General features: G+C 57.3%; 17 protein-coding genes. 6 read left to right on the forward strand and 11 right to left on the reverse strand.

Annotated elements, in window-relative coordinates:
* Positions 1-195: 195 nt before the first annotated feature.
* Together DSD31_RS00515 and DSD31_RS00520 are read right to left on the reverse strand one after the other, a co-directional pair.
* The gene (locus DSD31_RS00515; RefSeq protein WP_113990777.1) at positions 196-1,911 is read right to left on the reverse strand and encodes an AsmA family protein; all 1,716 of its coding nucleotides are present in this window, start codon (positions 1,909-1,911) and stop codon (positions 196-198) included.
* Between the two features lie 153 nt (positions 1,912-2,064).
* A complete protein-coding gene (locus DSD31_RS00520) occupies positions 2,065-3,456 on the reverse strand; it encodes a nucleobase:cation symporter-2 family protein (RefSeq protein ID WP_004869002.1) in 1,392 nt (463 codons plus the stop codon).
* A gap of 286 nt (positions 3,457-3,742) precedes the next feature.
* Here DSD31_RS00520 and gltS point away from each other — a divergent pair, with 286 nt between their 5' ends.
* The gene (gene gltS, locus DSD31_RS00525) at positions 3,743-4,945 is read left to right on the forward strand and encodes a sodium/glutamate symporter (RefSeq protein ID WP_004868999.1); all 1,203 of its coding nucleotides are present in this window, start codon (positions 3,743-3,745) and stop codon (positions 4,943-4,945) included.
* Between the two features lie 186 nt (positions 4,946-5,131).
* Here gltS and glpK read toward each other — a convergent pair whose 3' ends face one another.
* Both glpK and DSD31_RS00535 read right to left on the reverse strand, forming a co-directional pair.
* Positions 5,132-6,637, reverse strand: a complete 1,506-nt coding sequence (gene glpK / locus DSD31_RS00530; RefSeq protein WP_004868997.1) for a glycerol kinase GlpK — start codon at positions 6,635-6,637, stop codon at positions 5,132-5,134.
* 21 nt (positions 6,638-6,658) lie between these two features.
* Positions 6,659-7,504: an MIP/aquaporin family protein gene (locus DSD31_RS00535; RefSeq protein ID WP_004868993.1), complete on the reverse strand. Its 846-nt coding sequence runs from the start codon at positions 7,502-7,504 to the stop codon at positions 6,659-6,661.
* Positions 7,505-8,061: 557 nt separating this feature from the next.
* On the opposite strand from DSD31_RS00535, the gene zapB reads away from it, so the two are divergent.
* The 4 genes from zapB to DSD31_RS00555 all read left to right on the forward strand — a co-directional run bounded on the left by zapB (position 8,062) and on the right by DSD31_RS00555 (position 11,717).
* Positions 8,062-8,307 (forward strand): septal ring assembly protein ZapB, encoded by a 246-nt coding sequence (gene zapB, locus DSD31_RS00540; protein ID WP_113990778.1) that lies wholly within the window; start codon positions 8,062-8,064, stop codon positions 8,305-8,307.
* 160 nt (positions 8,308-8,467) lie between these two features.
* Positions 8,468-9,457 (forward strand): sulfate ABC transporter substrate-binding protein, encoded by a 990-nt coding sequence (locus tag DSD31_RS00545; RefSeq protein WP_004868989.1) that lies wholly within the window; start codon positions 8,468-8,470, stop codon positions 9,455-9,457.
* A 91-nt stretch (positions 9,458-9,548) separates the two neighbouring features.
* On the forward strand, positions 9,549-10,304 hold the full coding sequence (locus tag DSD31_RS00550; RefSeq protein WP_004868986.1) for a CDP-diacylglycerol diphosphatase: 756 nt from the start codon (positions 9,549-9,551) through the stop codon (positions 10,302-10,304).
* Between the two features lie 108 nt (positions 10,305-10,412).
* The gene (locus DSD31_RS00555; RefSeq protein ID WP_004868985.1) at positions 10,413-11,717 is read left to right on the forward strand and encodes an SLC13 family permease; all 1,305 of its coding nucleotides are present in this window, start codon (positions 10,413-10,415) and stop codon (positions 11,715-11,717) included.
* 112 nt (positions 11,718-11,829) lie between these two features.
* Here DSD31_RS00555 and tpiA read toward each other — a convergent pair whose 3' ends face one another.
* Together tpiA and DSD31_RS00565 are read right to left on the reverse strand one after the other, a co-directional pair.
* A complete protein-coding gene (tpiA, locus tag DSD31_RS00560) occupies positions 11,830-12,597 on the reverse strand; it encodes a triose-phosphate isomerase (protein WP_015585511.1) in 768 nt (255 codons plus the stop codon).
* A 110-nt stretch (positions 12,598-12,707) separates the two neighbouring features.
* Complete coding sequence (locus tag DSD31_RS00565) at positions 12,708-13,307, reverse strand: DUF1454 family protein (RefSeq protein ID WP_004868981.1); 600 nt, start codon at positions 13,305-13,307, stop codon at positions 12,708-12,710.
* Positions 13,308-13,419: 112 nt separating this feature from the next.
* Between DSD31_RS00565 and DSD31_RS00570 the strand changes: the two genes are divergently transcribed.
* Positions 13,420-13,848 carry a DUF805 domain-containing protein gene (locus DSD31_RS00570; RefSeq protein WP_004868978.1) on the forward strand — a complete coding sequence of 143 codons (429 nt, stop codon included), beginning with the start codon at positions 13,420-13,422 and terminating at the stop codon, positions 13,846-13,848.
* Here DSD31_RS00570 and fpr read toward each other — a convergent pair whose 3' ends face one another.
* The 5 genes from fpr to spoT all read right to left on the reverse strand — a co-directional run bounded on the left by fpr (position 13,849) and on the right by spoT (position 21,004).
* On the reverse strand, positions 13,849-14,595 hold the full coding sequence (gene fpr / locus DSD31_RS00575) for a ferredoxin--NADP(+) reductase (protein ID WP_004868977.1): 747 nt from the start codon (positions 14,593-14,595) through the stop codon (positions 13,849-13,851).
* Positions 14,596-14,789: 194 nt separating this feature from the next.
* Complete coding sequence (gene glpX / locus DSD31_RS00580; RefSeq protein WP_004868975.1) at positions 14,790-15,800, reverse strand: class II fructose-bisphosphatase; 1,011 nt, start codon at positions 15,798-15,800, stop codon at positions 14,790-14,792.
* A 67-nt stretch (positions 15,801-15,867) separates the two neighbouring features.
* A complete protein-coding gene (recG, locus tag DSD31_RS00585; RefSeq protein WP_004868972.1) occupies positions 15,868-17,949 on the reverse strand; it encodes an ATP-dependent DNA helicase RecG in 2,082 nt (693 codons plus the stop codon).
* Positions 17,950-18,711: a tRNA (guanosine(18)-2'-O)-methyltransferase TrmH gene (gene trmH / locus DSD31_RS00590; protein WP_015585515.1), complete on the reverse strand. Its 762-nt coding sequence runs from the start codon at positions 18,709-18,711 to the stop codon at positions 17,950-17,952.
* A 172-nt stretch (positions 18,712-18,883) separates the two neighbouring features.
* Positions 18,884-21,004 carry a bifunctional GTP diphosphokinase/guanosine-3',5'-bis pyrophosphate 3'-pyrophosphohydrolase gene (spoT, locus tag DSD31_RS00600; RefSeq protein WP_004868967.1) on the reverse strand — a complete coding sequence of 707 codons (2,121 nt, stop codon included), beginning with the start codon at positions 21,002-21,004 and terminating at the stop codon, positions 18,884-18,886.
* Between the last annotated feature and the right edge of the window lie 2 nt (positions 21,005-21,006).

Here is a 21,006-nt window from a genome sequence, read left to right on the forward strand (position 1 = left end):
TTTTTAATTGTTATCTCTACTTCCAGTATTTTGTTTATAGCAACTCCGATCTTTGAAAGAAACAGGTTGCGGGAAATAGGTACAGATAGCCGCAAAATGCACACAGGTTTCGCAGAGAGAAAGGAGTGCCTGAGGGGCCGATGGACGAAGAGCAGAGCGAGGCCCTCTCTCCGGCGAAGAGAGGGCGGAGGGCGATTACGGTGCTGGCGGGGGAGCGATCGGCTGAGCCGGCTCGCTGTTTAGCTGGCCGTTGCGCATTACTTGCGCAACCTGCTGTTTCTCCATATTCACCGCGCTGAGCTGGCCGTTAACCGTCGGTTTCAGCGGTGCATCGGCCTGCACGCTGCCGCTGGCGGTCAGCTGGAAATTACCGTCGCCGGAAACCGGCAGGGCGGGCCAGCCCCAGGCCTGCAGAATGTTCAGCGGTACGCCGCGGCCGTTCAGGCTCAGCGTGACCTGGCGCTGGGGAAGCTGCGACACCGCGGCGGTGGCCTGCAGAATACCGCGCTCGGTAAAGGCGCTAAGCTCGGTAATGTTGACCGTTGAGGCGTTGGCGCTGAGCTTGAGCGACGGGCGCCGGACGTCAACGCGATTAAACGTGGCGCCGGCGGCGTTCAGCGTTGCGCTGCCGCTCCATACGCCCCAGCGTCGATCCTTCACCAGCTGCAGCTCGCCGCCGTAACCGTCAAGGGCGGTGATCTGCCACGGGAACGTGGGGTCGATATCGATAACCAGGTTGCGGCTGGCGCTGAATTTCTTCAGCGTCAGGCTTTCCAGCCACGTGGGCAGCGACTCCATCCACAGCTGTTTCCAGTTTTCCGGCAGGGTATATTCCAGTCCGGCAAAGGCGGTGTCATCCAACACCAGCGCGTTACCCGCGCGCAGCCAGTTGCCAGAAGTCCGTACCATTCCGCCTTCCCAACGTGAGGTGAACTGGCGCAGCGCGATGCCCTGTGGGGAAAATTCGGCATTGGCGATGGGATCAAGCAGATGCAGCGATCCGTTAATAAATTCGCTGGCGTTCATCGACAGCGTGCCGTCATCGCTTTGCCATCCGCCCTGGCTCAGGGTCAGGTTGCGCAGATTAAGGTCGAGATCCGTCACCGCCCAGTCCGGCCCCTGCAAACGGGCGTCGGTCACGTCGAGACGGCCAATTTGCAGTGAAGGGACGCTGGTCAGCGGGGTAAAGAATTCTGTCAGCGATTTATCGCTCTGCAGGCGAATTTCGTTGAGCTGCAGATTATCAACCCGCCAGCTGCCGTCGGCGCTGCGTTTGGCGTTGCCGGTGAGCGTTCCGCGGGCAATATCGGCGCCCAGCGTGGATAACGTCACTTCACCATTATCAAGGCTTCCCTGGATCAGCACGTTACTGGCATCCACGCCGTTCAGGGTCAGCGAGCCTGCGCTCATCTGAATCTGCGCTTTTTTCCCCAGTACGTTGCCTGCTTCCGGCGCCCACGGGCTGACGCCGCCGGTTACCCGCTGCGCGCTCAGGTCCCAGCCGGTTTCCGGGCTGTTAAACGCCATATTGCGCAACTGCAGACGATCGGCGGCAAAGGGTAAAGAAGCGGAGGACGGCGAGAGATTTAACGTCCCGTCGCTCAGCACAATCTCGTCGGCGTGCAGCGGATCGCTGAACTGGCGGGTACTGAAGCCAATATCCACCGTTTTAGCGACCAGCGTCGGCGGTTTGCCGTCGCGCCCGAAAGTGACATTTTGCAGTTGCAGGTGGAGAGGTGAAGAGAAACTGTGATCCATCGCGTCGAAGGAGACCTGCCAGCCGGTGCCCTCGCTCAGCCAGGCGCTGGCCTGACGCGAGCCCCAGTGGGTCTGTAGCAGGAACCAGGCGGCAACGATGACGACCAGCAGGGCGGTCAGCAGCCAGAGAATCAACTTTCCAGGAAATTTCATGGTCTTACATCCTGAGCGAGGCACATAAGGCTGTTATGCCCGAATTATGCGCAATCCTCAAGACAGGAATTGTGTAATCAGATGATGTGAGGGTGCCAGGAGGGTCAGACTTCAGGCTGCCCCGGCCGCGCGCGACCGGGGAGCGGGGGAGGATCAGCTTTTCTCTGGCGGGAAGACCAGATTCAGCACAATCGCCGTAATACCGCCGGCGGCAATCCCTGAGGAGAGCAGGTTCTTCAGCCAGTCGGGGGCAAACTGCAGGATCAGCGGCTGCTGGGAGACGCCGAGGCCCACAGCCAGCGACAGGGCGATAATCAGAATCGCACGGCGGTTCAGCGGTTCGCGGGAGACGATACGTACCCCGGATGCGGCGATAGTACCGAACATTACCAGCGTTGCGCCGCCGAGCACCGGTTCCGGAATATGCTGGACAAAGCCGCTGACCGCCGGGAACAGGCCCAGCACGATCAGCATCAGCGCCACCACGAAGCCGACATAGCGGCTGGCGACACCGGTCAACTGAATCACGCCGTTATTCTGGCCGAAGCAGGAGTTCGGGAAGGTATTAAAGACGGCGGAGACAAAGGAGTTCAGGCCGTTAGCCAGCACGCCGCCTTTCAGGCGCTTCATATACAGCGGACCGGAGACCGGCTGTTCCGACACGTCAGACGTGGCGGTGATATCGCCGATGGTTTCCAGCGAGGTGATCATAAAGACCAGCATCAGCGGCAGCAGCAGGCTCCAGTCGATGCCCAGACCGTAATAGAGCGGGGTGGGCACGGTAATCAGACTGTCGTTCGCCGGTGCGCTGTTGGCCGGCAGCATATCGAGCAGCCAGGCCGCCAGATAACCTGCCGCCATGGCGATCACCAGCGACGCGATACGCAGATACGGGTTGCGCTGGCGGTTAAGAATAATGATTAGCGCCAGAACGATACCCGCCAGCAGCAGGTTTTTCGGCGCGCCGAAGGTATGGTCGGCCATGGCCGAGTAGCCACCGCCGATGGAGGTCAGCCCGACCTGAATCAGCGACAGGCCGATAATCATCACCACGACCCCGGAGACCAGCGGGGTAATAACCCGTCGGGCCAGGTGCAGGACGCGCGAGATGACCATTTCCGTGCAGCTTGCCAGCATCAGGGTGCCGAACAGCGCGGCCATCATCGTCGGCACGTCGGCGCCACCGGTTTTCAGCGCGGTACCGCCCATAATCAGCGGGGCGACGAAGTTAAAGCTGGTGCCCTGAATCGAGAGCAGCCCGGAACCGACCGGTCCCCAGGCTTTAATCTGAATGATGGATGCCACACCGGAGGCGAACAGCGACATACTGATGATGTGCTGAGTGTCCTGAGCCGGAAGGCCCAGCGCCTGACAGATTAACAGCGCCGGCGTGATGACCGCGACAAACATCGCCAGCAGATGCTGAAAGGCGGCGAACAGGGTTTGCGGCAGCGGCGGGCGGTCTTCGAGGCGGTAGATTAATTCGCTGGTTGTTTTATGCGCAACCGGTTGCGCAGCTTCTGACTCGGCGGTGTTAACGGACATCACAAACAATCCCAAGGTGGCAAAGCGGGAATTTTATCGGACTGTAGTACAAAAGCAAACGTTTGCCAGCGTTTGCTGAGAAATATTTATACAACTAACCGGGGGGGGACATTAATTAACATTTTGTATGCTTGATCGCATCAATATCAAAACAAAATATCTTTTCCTGTCATTTTTTGCGCGGTTCTGCTTAAAATCCCCGTCCGATTCCTCAAGATGAGAAGTAATCGACACCGGGAATACCGACGCGTGTGAATGGATCATGCGCCTTTAAGGAGCTCTTTTTATGTTTCATCTCGATACCTTATCGACGCTCGTTGCCGCAACATTGGTGCTGCTGTTGGGCAGACAACTCGTGCAGAATGTCCCCTTCCTGAAAAAATACACCATCCCTGAACCCGTTGCGGGCGGCCTGCTGGTGGCGCTGGCGCTGCTGGTGCTGAAAAAAAGCATGGGTTGGGAAATCGACTTTGATATGAGTCTGAAAGACCCGCTGATGATGGCGTTCTTTGCGACCATCGGTCTGAACGCAAACCTCTCCAGCCTGCGGGCCGGCGGCAAAGTGGTGGGTACCTTCCTGATTGTGGTGGTGGGACTGCTGCTGCTGCAAAATGCCCTCGGCATTGGGATGGCGAAGCTGTTAGGACTGGACCCGCTGATGGGGCTGCTGGCTGGCTCCATTACCCTGTCTGGCGGCCATGGCACCGGCGCCGCGTGGAGTAAGCTGTTTGTTGAACGCTACGGCTTTGCCAACGCCACCGAAGTCGCAATGGCGTGCGCCACCTTTGGTCTGGTGCTGGGTGGGTTGATTGGCGGCCCGGTGGCGCGCTATCTGGTTAAACACTCTTCTTCACCGGACGGAACGCCGGATGATCAGCTGGCGCCAACCGCCTTCGAAAAACCGGATATGGGCCGCATGATCACCTCGCTGGTGCTGATTGAGAGCATCGCCTTAATCGCCATCTGCCTGACGGTAGGGAGGGTGGTTGCGCAACTGCTGACGGGCACCGTCTTTGAACTGCCCACTTTTGTCTGCGTACTGTTTATCGGGGTGATCCTCAGCAACGGTCTGGCGCTGTTAGGTTTCTATCGCGTGTTTGAGCGTGCGGTATCGGTGCTGGGCAACGTTAGCCTGTCGCTGTTCCTCGCCATGGCTCTGATGAGCCTGAAGCTGTGGGAGCTGGCTTCGCTGGCGCTGCCGATGCTGGCGATCCTCGCGGTCCAGACGGTGGCGATGGCGCTGTATGCCATCTTCGTAACCTATCGCATGATGGGGAAAAACTATGATGCCGCGGTACTGGCTGCCGGGCACTGTGGTTTTGGTCTCGGGGCGACGCCGACGGCGATTGCCAATATGCAGGCCATTACCGACCGCTTTGGCCCGTCTCATATGGCGTTTCTGGTGGTGCCGATGGTCGGCGCGTTCTTTATTGATATCGTGAATGCGCTGGTGATTAAGCTGTATCTGCTGTTGCCGATATTCGGCTGAATCCCCGCCGTCTTTCAGGCCACAGGTGCGTTGACTGCGTTTGCTTGCCCCGGTCACATCGTTATCTATGTGACCGGGGATGCATGCACTTGTCGCCTTCCAGTGACCCGAAATCCATTGGGGATTGCCGGATAAAGGTCTGTCGCCCGGTCAACGTTGCGCCACCGGGCAGTCCTGTGGTCGCGGTTACTCGTGTTCTTCCCACGCCAGCGCGCGTTTCACCGCTTTTTTCCAGCCGTTGTAGCGGTAGTTACGCTCGGTAGTTTCGATACCCGGGCGGAACTCGCGCTCAATCACCGCTTTCTCCTGCAGCTCATCCAGATTTTGCCAGAAGCCAACGGCCAGACCTGCGAGGTAAGCGGCGCCCAGCGCCGTCACTTCACGTACTTCCGGACGTTCTACGCGGGTGCCGAGAATATCGGACTGGAACTGCATCAGGAAGTTGTTGGCCACGGCACCGCCGTCGACGCGCAGGGCGTGCAGACGAATCCCTGAATCTGCCTGCATAGCTTCCAGTACATCGCGTGTCTGATAGGCAATAGACTCCAGCGTGGCGCGAATAATATGGTTGGCGTTCACCCCGCGGGTCAGGCCAAAGATGGCGCCGCGCGCATACGGGTCCCAGTAAGGCGCACCGAGACCGGTAAAGGCCGGAACCACATACACGCCGTTGGTATCTTTCACTTTAGTGGCAAAATATTCGGAATCGAAGGCGTCGTTGATCAGCTTCATTTCATCGCGCAGCCACTGAATCGAGGCGCCGGCCATGAATACTGCGCCTTCCAGCGCATAGTTCACTTCCCCACGTGGGCCGCAGCCGATAGTGGTCAGCAGGCCATGCGTTGAGGTTACCGCTTTTTCCCCGGTATTCATCAGCATAAAGCAGCCGGTGCCGTAGGTGTTTTTTGCCATCCCTTCTTTGACGCACAGCTGGCCAAACAGCGCCGCCTGCTGGTCACCGGCGATACCGGCGATAGGAATACGCGTGCCGCCTTTACCACCGATGTTGGTTTGACCGTATACCTCGGAAGACTTGCGCACTTCCGGCAGCATCGCGCGCGGAATATCCAGCGCCTCCAGCATTTTGTCGTCCCAGTCCAGCTCGTGGATGTTGAACAACATGGTACGCGAGGCGTTGGTGTAGTCGGTCACGTGGACGCGGCCCTGGGTCATTTTCCATACCAGCCAGGTATCCACGGTTCCGAACAGCAGTTCGCCGCGTTTTGCCCGCTCGCGGGCGCCTTCCACGTGATCGAGAATCCATTTTACTTTGGTACCGGAGAAGTACGGGTCAACCACCAGGCCGGTGGCCTTGCGAATGTACTCTTCCATGCCGTCACGTTTGAGCTGTTCACAGATCTCTGCGGTACGACGGCACTGCCAGACGATAGCGTTATAGATCGGTTTACCGGTTTCCCGCTCCCACACAATGGCGGTTTCACGTTGGTTGGTGATCCCGATTGCGGCGATCTCGTCGGAGCTAATATCGGCTTTTGCCAGCACTTCAACCAGCGTGGAGCTTTGCGACGCCCAGATCTCCATCGGGTCATGCTCAACCCAGCCTGGATGCGGATAAATTTGTTCAAATTCTCGCTGAGAAACGCTGACGATATTGGCATCGTGATCCATCACAACGGCCCGGGAGCTGGTGGTGCCCTGGTCGAGCGCAACGATATATTTTTTGTCGGTCATAGTATGAGTCCCGTAGTCAGATTACAGCGAAGCGTTGTGTTGCGTAGTCGAGGTGCTTTCTTTCTCTTCCTCGACACAGGTGTCGCAAGGCAGATGGCGGCCGATCAACTTACGATAGCTGAACGCGCCCAGCGCGGCGCCCACCACCGGTGCGCACAGCGGCACCAGGAAATAAGGAATATCTTTACCGCCGGTGAAGGCGACGTCACCCCAGCCGGCAAGCCAGGCGAACGTTTTTGGTCCAAGGTCGCGGGCCGGGTTCATGGCAAATCCGGTCAGCGGTCCCATAGATGCGCCGATAACCGCAATTAACAGGCCGATCAGGAGCGGCGCCAGCGGGCCACGCGGAATCCCATTACCGTCATCAGTCAGTGCCAGGATAACGCCCATCAGGATAGCGGTAATCACCATTTCTACCGCGAAAGCCTGCACAAAATTGATATGTGGGTTCGGGTAAGTGGAGAAAATACCGGCCAGCTCAAGACTTTCGACGCTGCCGCGCACCATATTGTGGCTGTGTTCGAAATCGAAGAAAAGATTGTAGTAAAGCCCGTAAACTAACGCCGCTGCGCAAAAGGCGCCTGCGAATTGAGAAATGATAAAAGGAACAACTTTACGCCCGTCGAAGCAGGCAAACAGCCACAATGCGATAGTGACCGCCGGGTTAAGGTGTGCGCCGGATACGCCCGCGGTCAGGTAGATAGCCATGGCCACCCCCAGACCCCAGATGATGCTGATTTCCCACTGACCGAAGCTGGCTCCCGCAACTTTGAGCGCCGCGACGCACCCAACGCCGAAAAAGATCAACAACCCGGTACCTAGGAACTCTGCGATGCACTGGCCTTTTAATGTTGATGTTTGGCTCATATCGAATCCTGAAGCGAAGTGGTGATTATTGTATGTATGAAGGTCGTAGACGACCACGCTGCCTTGTAGGCATAGTGTTAATTTATCGTTAACGAACAAAAACGAGAAATATCGAAATATAAATGTGTGTGCTGCGTCAAGAAAATGAGCGTTTTCGCGCCATAAACGCGTGTTGTGACACATTTGCCCCGCATTTCCGGCGGATTTTGTTAACCCATTGATTAACAATTGCCGGATAACTTCCACAGAAACGCGCCGAATGCGCCAGGTAAAGACTGAAAAGTGTTGCAAACCGCAATCTGCGCGGGTTGTCGCTGGACAGGGAAGGCGGGGATTCATACAATCGACTGCATGACCACTGTAGTGCGCTTATTTTCGTTAAGGCGTCACCGCGTAGGTACACAACATCATTCGGGATGTGTCAAAACGGCAAGCGAATGAATCCTCGCCGCTTACTTCGGTAAGTGTTCGGGAAGAACCCGCTAACGCAGAAGCAGCTTGAAGGACGACGTGTACGGGATAGTACTCTATCAACGCCTTGCAAGTTCAGGAGAGGTATGACGATGTCATTAGAAGTGTTTGAGAAATTAGAATCAAAAGTACAGCAGGCGATTGATACCATCACTCTGTTGCAGATGGAAATCGAAGAGCTGAAAGAGAAGAACAACACGCTGGCGCAGGAAGTTCAGGGCGCACAGCACGGTCGTGAAGCGCTGGAGCGTGAAAACGGTCAGCTGAGAGAACAGCTGCAGGGCTGGCAGGATCGTCTGCAGGCGCTGCTGGGTCGCATGGAAGAAGTGTAACCCTCTCGCCCTCACCCTCTCCTCTCCTGGAGAGGGTAAGCATTCCCCTCCGGTTTACATATACTCGCAAGTTATAGCCAATCTTTTTTTATTCTTTAATCATTGTTTCGCTTTCTGGCACGCTTAACTCATCACAACACGACATAAAGAGAGCGGTGCGATGAACAAGTGGGGCGTTGGGTTAACTCTGTTGCTGGCATCCGCCAGCGTTCTGGCCAAAGACATTCAGTTATTAAACGTATCTTATGATCCAACGCGCGAGCTGTACGAACAGTACAACAAGGCATTCAGCGCGCACTGGAAACAAGAAACCGGCGACAATGTGGTGATTCGTCAGTCGCATGGCGGCTCCGGCAAACAGGCGACGTCGGTGATCAACGGTATCGAAGCCGATGTCGTGACGCTGGCGCTGGCCTACGATGTTGATGCGATCGCGGAACGTGGCCGTATCGATAAAAACTGGCTGAAACGTCTGCCGGATAACTCCGCGCCGTATACCTCCACCATCGTGTTCCTTGTACGTAAAGGCAACCCAAAACAGATTCATGACTGGAACGACCTGATTAAACCGGGTGTGTCGGTGATTACGCCAAACCCGAAAAGCTCCGGCGGCGCACGCTGGAACTACCTGGCCGCCTGGGGCTATGCCCTGCACCAGAATCACGGCGACCAGGCAAAAGCCCAGGAGTTTGTGAAGGCGCTGTATAAAAACGTCGAAGTGCTGGACTCCGGCGCGCGCGGTTCGACCAATACCTTTGTTGAACGCGGGATCGGCGATGTGTTGATTGCGTGGGAGAACGAAGCGCTGCTGGCGGCGAACGAGCTGGGCAAAGATAAGTTTGAAATTGTGACTCCGAGCGAATCGATTCTTGCTGAACCGACCGTCTCCGTGGTTGATAAAGTGGTCGATAAAAAAGGCACCCGCCAGGTAGCTGAAGCTTACCTGAAGTATCTCTACTCGCCGGAAGGCCAGGAGATTGCGGCGAAGAACTTCTATCGCCCACGTGACCCGGCAGTCGCGAAGAAATATGCCGATGAGTTCCCGAAACTGAAGCTGTTCACCATCGACCAGGAGTTTGGTGGCTGGACGAAGGCGCAGAAAGAGCACTTCTCAAACGGCGGTACTTTCGACCAAATCAGTCAGCGTTAATCGTTCCGAACGCCCGGTTAAATAACCGGGCGTTTTTATTTAGTCATCAAACTACGCTACTCTTCCGTTTCTGGCTGGACAGGAAAAGATGATGAGAAGAGTACGATACCTTTTATGGCTGCTGCTGGTGCTTGTACTGGCAGCGGCGGCCGGCGGCTGGTACTGGCTGCATTCCGGTAACCCTGACGCGCTGCGACAGATTGTTTTGCAGCAATGCGTTCCTAATCAACAGCAGCACCAAACTCCCTCGCCGTGTGCCGACGTCAATCTGCAGGGCGGCTACGTGCTGTTTAAAGATCGCAACGGGCCCTTGCAGTATCTGCTGATGCCGACCTATCGAATTAACGGCACCGAGAGCCCGCTGCTGCTCGACCCGTTAACGCCGAACTTCTTCTGGCAGGCATGGCAGGGGCGCGACATCATGAGCGAACGCCGCGGTTCAGCGGTACCGGATAACGCCGTGTCATTAGCCATTAACTCCCGCAGCGGACGCACGCAAAACCATTTCCATATTCATATCTCCTGCTTACGCGAAGATGTGCGCGCCCGGCTGGATAACGATGCCGCTGCTATCAGCAGCCGATGGCTGCCGCTTCCCGGTGGTTTGCTCGGCCATGAATATCTCGCGCGGCGAGTCACTGAGTCCGAGCTGGCGCAGCGTAGCCCGTTTCTGATGCTGGCGGAAGAGGTGCCGGAGGCGCGTGAACATATGGGGCGCTTTGCGCTGGCGATGGCGAAGCAGAGCGATGGCTCGCTGGTGCTGCTGGCAACCGAGCGCAACCTGCTGACCCTGAATCGCGCCTCTGCTGAAGAGATCCAGGACCATCGCTGCTTGATTCTGAAATAACCTTTATTGCTGAGCCATGCAGGTGCCTGCATGGCTGGCTATTTTTTGATAGGTTTACCTGCCTCGCCCCCGATCGTATTCTTGCTGAAAAAACGACAGGAGACAGGCATGTCGCTCTGGTTTTCTCACCCTCTGTTTCTTCCCTCGCTGATTATCGCGATAACCATTGTGCTGTGGGCGACCTCGCTGTTGCCGGAGTTTATGACCGCGCTGCTGTTTTTCGCGGCGGCGATGATCGCCAAAATTGCGCCGCCGGAAGCGATCTTTGGCGGGTTTGCCTCGTCGGCATTCTGGCTGGTATTCAGCGGCTTCGTTCTCGGGATTGCGATTCGTAAAACCGGGCTGGCGGACAGAGCGGCACAGGCGCTATCGGCGCGACTGACGGACTCCTGGCCGTTGATGGTGGGTAGCGTCGTGCTACTCAGCTATGCGCTGGCCTTCGTGATGCCGTCGAATATGGGACGCATCGCGCTGCTGATGCCCATCGTGGCGGCGATGGCGAAACGGGCCGGTATCGCAGACGGTTCGCGGGCCTGGTATGGCCTGGCGCTGGCGGTGGGTTTTGGGACCTTTCAGCTGTCGGCGACCATTCTGCCCGCCAACGTCCCGAACCTGGTGATGAGCGGCGCGGCCGAAGGTTCTTACGGGATCCACCTTAACTACCTGCCGTATCTGCTGCTGCACACGCCGGTGCTGGGCTGGCTAAAGGGGGGAGTATTAATTGCCCTGATCTGCTGGCTGTTTCCTGGCAAACCGCATCCGCCGCGCGAACTGATCCCGCTTCCGCCGATGAGTCGGGACGAGAAGCGCCTGGCCTGGCTGCTGGCCGTGGTGCTGGTGCTGTGGGTGAGCGAGAGCTGGCACGGTATCGGGCCCGCCTGGACGGGGCTGGCAGCGGCAGTCGTCACGCTGCTGCCGCGGGTTGGCTTTATCAGCGGCGAGGAGTTTTCCAGCGGGGTGAATATTCGTACCTGCATTTACGTCGCCGGGATCCTCGGACTGGCGATTACCGTGACCCAAACCGGCATCGGTGAGGTGGTCGGCAATGCGCTGCTGCACGTGATGCCGCTCGACAAAGAGAGTCCGTTCACCAGCTTCCTGGCATTAACCGGCATGACCAGCGCCCTGAACTTTATTATGACCGCCAACGGCGTACCCGCGCTATACACCACGTTTGCCCAGAGCTTTTCCGATGCCACCGGTTTCCCGCTGCTCAGCGTGATTATGATTCAGGTATTGGGCTATTCCACGCCGCTGCTGCCGTATCAGGCGTCGCCGATTGTCGTGGCGATGGGGTTAGGGAAAGTGCCGGCACGGGCGGGAATGCTGCTGTGTATCGCCCTGGCGGCGGTGAGCTATTTGATTCTGCTGCCGCTGGACTATCTGTGGTATCAAGCGTTGGGGAAATTGTAGCGGCATAAAAAAGCCCGGATGCGGCGCCTGCGCGCGTTGTCCGGGCTCCTCGTATTGCGTTATTCCTTCGCCCCGGTAAGCGGTACGCCGCCGGGGCCGGGCTTAGCGCAGGTTACGCTTTTTTCGCTGCTTCAGCAGCTTTCACGATCACTGCGAAAGCGTCTGCTTTCAGGGAGGCGCCGCCAACCAGCGCGCCGTCGATGTCCGGCTGGGTGAACAGTTCTGCTGCGTTAGATGCGTTAACGGAACCGCCGTACTGGATGATGACCTGCTCGGCCACTTTCGCGTCTGCTTTCGCAATGTGATCGCGAATGAATTTATGCACCGCCTGAGCCTGTGCCGGAGTCGCTGATTTGCCGGTGCCGATTGCCCAGACCGGTTCGTAAGCGATAACCACGCCTTCGAATGCCGCAGCGCCCTGAGTTTTCAGAACGGCGTCAATCTGACGTGCGCACACTTCTTCCGTTTTGCCCGCTTCGTTTTCTGCTTCAGTTTCGCCGATGCACAGAACCGGAATCAGACCCTGTTCTTTCAGAACCGCGAATTTCTTAGCGATGAACTCGTCAGACTCGTTGTGGTAAGTACGACGCTCAGAGTGACCGATGATGATGTATTCAGCACCGACATCTTTCAGCATTTGAGCAGAGGTTTCACCGGTGAATGCGCCGGACAGGTTCAGGTCAACGTTCTGCGCGCCCAGGTGAATGTGGCTACCTTCTGCCGCATGCTTAGCCAGATCGATGTACATTTCTGGCGGAGCGATTGCAACGGCACAGCCAGAAACGCCAGCCAGTTCGGTACGCAGGTTAGCAACCAGTTCGTTTACCATATGGCGGCTGCCGTTCAGTTTCCAGTTACCCATCACTAAAGGATGTCGCATTTTAATTCTCCACGCTACGTTAAGCGAATTAAGGAATATAGCCACCCGTCAGGGCAGCATGGTCTGTCAAACAGTATAGAGATTCATCGTTGGAAAGGCTTTGCTTTTTGTCATTTATTATTGCTCTCCAGCGTTTCAGATAGCGCCAGCTTAATCGGTTCAACAGCGAAGGTCAGCCCTTTTTCACCGTTGTCTGCGACAACATAACGTATCGCGCCTTCCGTTTCAGAGAAGTAACGTTTTCCCTTGCCGGCGGCGAGCATTTTCTGCAGTTTTTGCTGGCTCTGAGCCACGCTTAAGGTGGGCGCGAACATGCGTAACACGGCGCTCATATACTCCTGCGCTTTGGCCTTCGCCGCTTTCTGCTCGGGCCCCTGAATAGGGAGCCAGGTCACCTGCATCGATTTTATTTTCAGGGTGCCGCGCTCCAGCGCCGTGGAGGCGTAAAGATTTTCATTAATTTTGCTCGCCGCACGCGTCAGATTTTCTCTGTCGCGGCTGGAGGCAATGGCGCGAAATTCATTCAGCTGAAGCTTCGGATTCGCCGCGTTGAATTTTTCCCGAAAGTCGCTGATAGACATATCAAAGGTAGGGGCGCCCGCCAGCAGATAAGGGGCCGTGGCGGAGGATTCGGGCACCGCGGACAACGCCTTCGGGCCGACGGATAAGGCCGTCAGCCCAATAAAACATACAGTCATCCACGTCTTCATGCCGGTCTTTCCTTTTTTTGCCTGCAGACGATTAAAACGGGAACCGTCGCGCTTGTCAAAAAGTGACGGCTTCAGGGTAAACTACGCGAATGATGATGATAAGGAATAAAACATGACCCTACAGCAGTGGATGTTCTCAATTAAGGGGCGTATCGGGCGCCGTGACTTCTGGATCTGGATGGCCATCTGGGTTCTTGCCATGAGCGTGCTCTTTACCCTGGCCGGCACCAATTTGCTCAATGTGCAGACCGCTGCGTTTATCCTGGTGTGCCTGCTGTGGCCGACGGCGGCGGTGACGATCAAACGCCTGCACGATCGCGGTAAATCGGGGATCTGGGCGCTGCTGATGATTCTGGCGTGGATGCTGCTGGCGGGGAACTGGTCGGTGCTGCCTGGCGTCTGGCAATGGGTTGTCGGGCGGTTTGTGCCGACGCTGATTATCGTCATGATGTTCATCGACCTGGGCGCGTTTGTCGGTACCCAGGGCGAGAATAAATTTGGTAAAGATACGCAGGATGTTCGCTGGAAGGCGGAGCCCTGATTACCAGTATTGCTCGGCGGTCATGTGGCCCGGCCGGCGGCGTAAATGTTTCGTCATCTGCCGGGTTTCTTTCAACAGCTGCTGGGTATCACGCACCATCTGCGGGTTTCCACACAGCATCACGTGGCTATTATCGGCGTTCATCGGCAGGCCAACGGCCTCTTCCAGGGCGCCGGTGTCGATAAGAAACGGAATCCGTCCGGTCAGCGAACCGGCGGCGGTTTCACGGCTCACGACGGTCTGAATCCGCAGCTTGCCGCCATAGCGCTGTGCTAATTCGCGCATCAGCGGCAGGTAGCTTAAATCGGCCTCATAGCGCACGGCGTGGACCAGCACCAGATTTTTGAAGCGCTCAAGGTCTTTACCTTCCTGCAGAATTGACAGATACGGGCCGAGCGCGGTGCCGGTCGCCAGCATCCATAAGGTCTCGCAGTCAGGTACCTCTTCCAGAACGAAGAATCCCGCGGCCTCGCTGACCAGCTGAACGTCATCGCCCGGTTTGAGCGCCGCAAGGCGTGGGCTGAGCTTACCGTCCGGGACGGTGACCAGATAGAACTCCAGATCGGGATTGCCCGGTGCGTTAACGTAGGAATAGGCGCGCTGAACGCGCTCCCCGTCAATTTCCAGCCCGAGCTTGGTAAATTGCCCGGCGGTAAACGGGTGAACCGGCGCGTGGACGTACAAACTGAACAGCGTATCGGTCCAGAACTCTATTTTTTTTACTTTACCGTTAACCCAGTCCGCCATCATCTTCTCCCGTTGCGCAAAGCGTTGCCTTATCTTCGTTGCACGCGGCAAAGATTTCCAGCCTGACGGCGCCGAAAAGCTCTATTGATCAAATATTCTCGTCATACTTCAATTGCCTGTGCGTTGGCGGCAGCCGTTTTCGGCCCGTCCCTGGGCCTGGCGCCAGCGTGCAATCCGCACGCGCGATCGGAGGCTTACAGAATATGCAGCTGAATATCCGGGTCTTTACGGTCGAGATAATGAATGGACTGAATGCGGCGAATCGTACGGGATTTACCGCGGATCAGCAGCGTTTCGGTGGTGGCCATATTGCCCTTACGGGTAATGCCATCCAGCAGATCGCCTTTGGTGATCCCGGTTGCGGAGAACACCACATTATCGCTGCGGGCCATTTCGTCCAGGCGCAGCACTTTGCCTGCTTCGATGCCCATCTCTTTGCAGCGCGCCAGTTCGTTCTCGCCGATACGACGGTTTTCTGCGGTATCGCCTTTTACATCGTGACGAGCCAGCAGGCGACCCTGCATGTCGCCGTCCAGAGCGCGGATCACTGCGGCAGAAACTACCCCTTCCGGCGCGCCGCCGATGCCGTACAGGACGTCTACTTCGCTGTCCGGCATGCAGGTCAGAATCGACGCCGCTACGTCGCCATCCGGAATGGCGAAGACGCGAACGCCCGACTGCTGGAGTTCGGCAATCACCGCGTCGTGACGCGGTTTGGCCAGAATGGTGACGGTCAGCTCGGCCAGCGGTTTATTCAGCGCCGCGGCGACATTACGCAGGTTCTCCGCCAGCGGCAGATTGAGGTCAATCGCCCCTTTTGCCCCTGGGCCGACAATCAGTTTTTCCATGTACATATCCGGCGCGTTCAGGAAGCAGCCTTTATCGCCGACCGCCATCACCGCCAGCGCATTGGCCTGGCCCATGGCCGTCATGCGCGTCCCTTCGATAGGGTCAACGGCGATATCCACCGCATCGCCGTTGCCGGTGCCGACCTTCTCACCGATATACAGCATCGGCGCTTCATCGATTTCACCTTCGCCAATGACGATGGTGCCGTCGATATTAATCAGGTTGAGCATAATGCGCATGGCATTGACGGCGGCGCCGTCGGCGGTATTTTTATCGCCGCGGCCCAGCCATTTATAGCCCGCCAGCGCGGCAGCCTCGGTGACACGCGAAAATTCGATGGCCAGTTCTCGTTTCATAATCCACTCGTTGTGAAGATAAATTGCGCGAAGCGTCCTGGTCTGGCCCTGCGGGACAGAGTCGACGCTAGGCGTTGGAATAGCGTTCGGTTTCCGGCATCCAGCGTTCAATAAGCGCCTGGGCCTGCTGAGAATAACGTTCGTGAATATGGCGAGCAATGCGCTGAACGTCAGGGATCATGGCCTGATCGCGCAGCAGATCGGCGACTTTAAACTCGGCGGTGCCGGTTTGTCGGGTGCCGAGCAGCTCGCCGGGGCCGCGGATTTCCAGGTCTTTCTGGGCAATAACGAAACCGTCGTTGCTGTCGCGCAGAACCTGCAGGCGTTTCTGCGCCGTTTTTGACAGCGGTGATTTATAGAGTAGCACGCAGTGGGAGGCGACCGCGCCGCGCCCGACGCGCCCTCTGAGCTGATGCAGCTGCGCCAGCCCCAGACGTTCCGGGTTTTCGATAATCATCAGGCTGGCATTCGGTACGTCGACCCCAACCTCAATAACCGTGGTGGCGATCAGCAGGTGCAGTTCGCCCTGCTTGAAGGCCTGCATAACCGCCTGTTTATCTGCCGGTTTCATCCGGCCATGTACGAGGCCGATATTCAGCTCCGGCAGCGCGAGCTTAAGCTCTTCCCATGTCGCCTCTGCCGCCTGCGCTTCCAGCAGATCGGACTCTTCAATCAGGGTGCAGACCCAGTAGGCCTGACGCCCTTCCTGAGTACAGGCGTTGCGAACCCTATCAATAATATCGTGGCGACGAGTATCGGGGATGGCCACCGTGGTGACCGGCGTCCGGCCCGGCGGCAGTTCGTCGATAACCGAGGTATCAAGATCGGCATAAGCCGTCATCGCCAGGGTTCGTGGAATCGGGGTAGCGGTCATGATCAGCTGATGGGGATGGAAGCCCTGCTGCTGGCCTTTTTCCCACAGCGCCAGACGCTGGTGAACGCCGAAGCGGTGCTGCTCATCAATAATGACCAGCGCCAGACCGTTGAACTGCACCTGTTCCTGAAAAATGGCGTGAGTGCCGACGATCATCTGTACCTGGCCGCTGGCAATGGCCTCCTGCTGCGCCTGGCGGGCTTTCCCTTTCTGTTTGCCGGCCAGCCAGCCTACTTCGATGCCCAGCGGCGCGAACCACTGGCGGAAGTTATTGGCGTGTTGTTCCGCCAGCAGTTCGGTCGGCGCCATCAGCGCTACCTGTTTGCCGTGAGCGATCGCCCGCAGCGCTGCGAGGGCGGCAACCAGCGTTTTACCGGAGCCGACGTCGCCCTGTACCAGACGCATCATCGGCACATCAAGCGCCATATCGCGTTCAATTTCGGCGGTAACTCGCTGTTGTGCGCCGGTTGGCTTAAAGGGCAGGGAGGCCAGCAGCTGGTTTTTGAATGTGTCGTTCGCACCGAGTGCCAGGGCATGATAACGCTGGGCGCCGGCGCGTAGCGCCAGCATGCTCAGGTTATGCGCCAGCAGTTCTTCCAGAATTAAGCGCTGTTGCGCCGGATGCTTACCGCTTTCCAGGTCACTGAGCTGCAGCGACGGCGGCGGACGGTGTAATGTGCGTAGCGCCTCCGGCAGGCTCATCATTCCCTGCGCCAGTTCGGGCGGCAACAGCTCGGCGATGGCACAGGTATCCAGTAATTCCAGCGCCTGATCGGTGAGCTTGCGCAACGTCGCCTGCTTGATGCCTTCGGTGGTGGGATAAACCGGCGTCAGCGTTTCCTGGAGATCGGGGGTGCTCATGTCACCCTGCACGCGGTATTCCGGGTGAATCATCTCCGCCCCGTATTTCCCCCGTTTGGCTTCTCCATAGGCCAGCACGCGCCGGCCGGTCGCCAGGCTGTTTTTCATGGCGGCGTTGAAGTTGAAAAAGCGCATGGTGAGAATACCGGAACCGTCGCTGATCTGGCATGTCATCATTCGGCGGCCGCCGAAGGTGATGTTGCTGCTGAGAACTTCACCTTCAACGGTGGCGTAAACGCCCGGTAGCAGCTCGCCTATCTGATAAAGATGGGTGCGGTCTTCATAGCGTAGCGGCAGGTGCAGAAGGAGATCCTGCACGGTATGCAGGCCGATTTTCGCCAGTTTGTTGCTTTGCGCCGCTCCAACGCCGGTGAGCGAATTGAGCGGGACGGCATCTAACAGGCGACCGGCCATTTACCCTTCATCCTTCAGACTGCATCTTGTCTGGCCTGCTTCGGCACGATTGTCGCGCCTGCTACCGTGAGCGGTACCGGAAGCCTGCATGGTTGCCCACCACGCGTCATCGGCTTCGACTTCGCCCTGCGCATTCACGTAGGGGTAAGGCAGACCTTTTTGTTTTGCCACTCTGGCCAGTACCGGATACCCGCCTTCAAACAGCAGGCGCTGCTGTTCTTCTTCCGGCAGCATGCTGTTCTCACGCTTATACATCCCCGCATTTTGCCGCTGGCGCTGGGCTTCATACAGAATCAGAGCCGAGGCGACGGAGACATTCAGCGACTGCACCATGCCAGTCATCGGAATGATGATGTCCCGATCGGCCAGCGCCAGAGCTTGCCGGGTAATGCCGGTTTTTTCCTGCCCCATCAGGATGCAGGTAGGACGGGTATAGTCGATTTCACGGAAATCGACGGCTTTGTCAGAGAGGTGAGTGGCCAGGATCTGCATGCCCTGGCCCTTTAAATGGCTGACGGCATCGTCAATTGAGCGGTGGGTTTTAACCTGCACCCAGCTATTGCTGCCGGCGGCGGCTGAGGCCATCGTGCGCATGCGGCTGCTGGGCCAGATGGCGTGGACTTCATGTACGCCAACGGCGTCTGCGGTACGAATCACCGCAGAGACGTTATGAGGTTTATGGACCTGCTCCATGCAGACCGTCAGGTCAGGCTGGCGCCTGGCGAGCATCTCGCAGATACGCGCATAACGCTGTGGATTCATAAACACTTCATCCTTCAAATTGCCTCGGCGTTAGCCGTACTCATTACCCCCGGTTACGTACTCCTGTACGGGACGGGTAATTCATTCGCTCGCCGCGCGATCCGGCTGACCGCCCGCCCCTTCGGGACCGGTACCCGTGCGGTGCAAAACGCGAATGATTTTGTGCGCAAGGCTAGTTTCGGTTACGGGTGACTTTTATTACATCCGGCATAACGCGAATTTTGCGCATAATATTCGCCAGATGTACGCGATCGCGCGCCGTCAGGCGGATAAACGCGCTGTACACGCGACCATCTTTTTCTTCGGTATTCAGACTCTGAATATTAGAAGAGGCGGTATTAATGGCCGCGGTGAGGTTCGCCAGTGCACCCTGGTGGTTAAACATATCCACCTTAATTTCGGTGATAAATTCCTGCGCGGTCTCTTTATCCCACTCGACGGCCATAAACTTCTCTGGCTCTTTCTGATAGCCACGAATGTTACGGCAGGACTCATGGTGAATGACCAGGCCTTTGCCAGGGCTGACATGGGCGATAATCGGGTCGCCGGGAATCGGACGGCAGCACTTCGCAAAGGTAATCAGAACGCCGTCAGCGCCTTTAATCGGCAGATGACCATGGCCTGAAGAGGCGCCTTGCGCCGGTGCGGTGACGGTCTCGCCCTGTTGCAGGTTTTTGGCTACCACCACGCTCATCGCGTTGCCGAGGCCAATTTCCGCCAGCAGATCGTCAAGGCTGGCCAGCTTCATGCGTTCCAGCTCACGCTGAATGCTCTCCTGCGGGATTTCAGCCAGTTTACGGCTACCGCCGAGGGCGTGGTTGAGCAGACGGCGACCCAGGCTGACGGAGTCATCGCGCTTAAGGTTTTTCAACAGCTGGCGAATTTTGGCGCGCGCTTTTGAGCTGACGACAAAGTTCAGCCACGCGGCATTCGGACGTGCGCCCGGTGCGGTGATGATTTCCACCGTCTGGCCGCTGGAAAGCGACTGGGACAATGGATACGGCTGGCGGTCGACGCGTGCGCCAACGCAGGCATGGCCGATATCGGTATGTACCGCGTAGGCGAAGTCCACCGGCGTGGCGCCAGCGGGGAGTTCGACAATGCGCCCTTCTGGGGTGAAAACGTAAATCTCATCCGGGAACAGATCGGATTTGACGCTCTCGATAAATTCAAACGAGCTGCCTGCGCTTTGCTGCAGCTCCAGCAGGCTCTGCATCCAGCGCTGGGCGCGGATTTGTGCGGTGGTGCTGCTTTCGCCGCCGTGCTCTTTATAGGCCCAGTGCGCCGCAACCCCCATTTCTGCCATCTGGTCCATGTCTTCGGTACGAATTTGTACTTCAACCGGGACGCCGTGAGGGCCGATCATCGAGGTGTGCAAAGATTGATAGCCGTTCGCCTTGGGAATGGCGATGTAATCTTTCATCCTGCCAGGACGAGGCTTGTAAAGGCTATGCATCTGGCCAAGCACGCGGTAGCAGGTGTCAGCATCATGCACAATCACGCGGAAGGCGTAGATATCCATAATCGAGTGAAAACGCTGCTCTTTCAGCACCATTTTGCAGTAGATGGAGTACAGATGCTTCTCGCGACCGCTGACGCGACAGGGGATTCCCGCTTCCTGTAAACGCCCTTCGATTTCAGAGAGGATCTTTTGAATCATCTCTTTACGGTTGCCGCGCGCTGCTTTGACGACTTCTTTGATGACGCGATAGCGGTTGGGATACAGCGCTTCAAAGCCCAGCTCTTCGAGCTCGGTTTTGATGTGGTGGATACCTAAACGGTGGGCCAGCGGGCTGTAGATCTCCAGCGTTTCGCGGGCAATGCGGCGGCGTTTATCCGGGCGGAGTGAGCCCAGGGTGCGCATGTTGTGCGTGCGGTCGGCAAGTTTGATCAGGATGACGCGGATATCCTGCACCATCGCCATAATCATTTTGCGAAAGTTTTCGGCCTGCGCCTCTTTCTTATCGCGGAACTTGAGCTTATCAAGTTTCGATACCCCCTCTACCAGCTCAGCAACGCTTTTGCCAAAGAGCTGCTCCATATCCTGGTAGGTGGCAGGGGTATCTTCAATCACGTCATGCAGTAGCGCAGCCATCAGCGTTTCATGGTCGAGTTTCATCTCGGCCAGAATGCAGGCTACCGCTACCGGGTGCGTGATATAAGGTTCACCGCTTGAACGTGTCTGGCCCTCGTGAGCGTCACGTGCAACGAGATATGCCTGCCGAAGACGCTTGATTTGCTCTTCCGGCAGGTAATTTTGAATCAGCTGATTCAGGCTTTCAAACAGATACAAGG

Origin of the sequence: Klebsiella sp. X13, from assembly GCF_003323835.1 — a bacterium.
GTDB classification, from domain to species: domain Bacteria; phylum Pseudomonadota; class Gammaproteobacteria; order Enterobacterales; family Enterobacteriaceae; genus Klebsiella; species Klebsiella ornithinolytica.